Below are 1,753 nucleotides of genomic sequence, written 5' to 3'. Positions count from 1 at the left end.
GACTCAAATTCTCTTAACTGCCTTGTATTACACCAAGTGGTGTTTTATGCAGCCAGCCGGCTTACTACTCACACCTATCCTTGCAACCAAAAGGCTCCCCGTTCTATCAGCCCCCATCAAAAACGCAGCCAAGCTGCTTGTTTTTAGAGCATTTCGTTCGCCCAAGATAGTCTCGAGTCCGACAACAAAATCCAGATACAGGCGGTGCTTGACCACAATGGCAGCCCCGATAAAACAGCAACCCAACTCTGCATTGTTAAATCCACGGAGTATTCGTCTCATGAGTGAAAAAATTTGTGGCATAAGGCATTATAAGCACCGTATTATTATCCTCCAGATGTCCGTTATGAACTTGCCACTCAAGTGCTTGAACGTTGTGTTGACAATATTGGCAATAAATGTACAGAACCTGAGATCATCATTTGGCAGAAAAATGCTTATAATTAAAGTAAGAAATAAAGAGTAAGGTAAGTAATATGTCACGTATTATAAAAACCAAAAATTTGTTTTTAGCTCTCTTTTTCATCGTCTCACCTTACTTCTCTGAAGCAGCCAGTTTTGACTGTCATAAAACGCAAACAAAAAATGAAAAGTTGATATGTATAACACCCGAGTTGAGCCAACTGGATGAAAATCTTGCAAAGCAATACTTTTCATCACTCCAGAAAAGCGATGATGATGGTGAAGTTATAAAAAAATCACAACGAGCTTGGTTAAAACAGATTAATAAAGAGTGCTCTACCTCTGACTGTCTAATCAAGAATTATCGTATCAGGCTGGACACGCTTAAGAATTGGAAAAAAAACATTCCTGCTGATACAACAATGTTTGGTAAGCATTATCTCTTGCATTCAGTCCCAATAATAAACAACTCGACAAAGGATGGATATTACTTGATTGATGCTGAAAATTGTATATCCATTGAAGAGAAGGATAAGAGCACGATATCTTTCTCTATATTAACATTTACTGCAAATGGGCATATTTGCGATATTGGCGGCACAGCCAAACTGGTTGACAATGAATATCAATATATACCACCATCGGATGCAGATGACATAGAGAAAGCATGCTCGTTACGCATAGTTAATCGGGCTGGCAGTATCTTGATACTCGACCCGGAAATGAAATGCAGGGAATTTTCCTGCGGCATGAGGGCTGGCCTTGATGGCACCATTTTTCCTAAAAACTTGGCGATGACAACAGGCTGTGACCGTGGATACTAAATGTATTCATACGTGGCAAACTACATATGGCCTTCATCCCATCTCCATACATCCAGATAATAGAGAGGCTCGGCTCCGGCCGCGCTCTGGGGTAAGATAGCGCCCATCGTTTTATCCCGGCCCCGTCGGAGCAGACCACAGGTACGCCATTGAACCGATTTACCTCATCCAGTGCGGCGAACGGCCGCGAGCAGCAGGTCTTTACCGTCACCCGCCTCAACAGCGCCGTGCGCATGATCCTGGAGCAGGATCTGGGGCTGGTGTGGCTGACCGGCGAGCTCTCCAATCTGGCGATGCCAAGCTCCGGCCACTGGTACTTTTCGCTCAAAGATCTGGGTGCCCAGGTGCGCTGCGCCATGTTCAAGGGCAACAACCGGCGGGTGGCGTTTCGCCCGCAAGATGGCATGCAGGTGCTGGTGCAGGCGCGAGTCTCCCTCTATGAGCCGCGCGGCGACTATCAGCTGATCATCGAATCGATGCAACCCGCTGGCGACGGCGTGCTGGCCCTGCGCTTTGAAGAGCTCAAG

At 46.0% G+C, this 1,753-nt stretch carries 2 protein-coding genes; both read left to right on the top strand.

The window, feature by feature from the left end:
- The first annotated feature begins 476 nt into the window (after positions 1–476).
- Positions 477–1,226 (top strand): lysozyme inhibitor LprI family protein, encoded by a 750-nt coding sequence (locus tag BN1129_RS21740; protein ID WP_052449292.1) that lies wholly within the window; start codon positions 477–479, stop codon positions 1,224–1,226.
- A gap of 149 nt (positions 1,227–1,375) precedes the next feature.
- The coding region (locus BN1129_RS01320) for an exodeoxyribonuclease VII large subunit (protein WP_042033996.1) at positions 1,376–1,753 on the top strand (378 nt) is incomplete at its 3' end.

Source organism: Aeromonas popoffii (genome assembly GCF_000820025.1).
Taxonomy (GTDB): Bacteria; Pseudomonadota; Gammaproteobacteria; order Enterobacterales; family Aeromonadaceae; genus Aeromonas; species Aeromonas popoffii.
The sequence above is the reverse complement of the archived record's forward strand: the minus strand, read 5'-3'. Positions and strand labels throughout refer to the sequence as shown.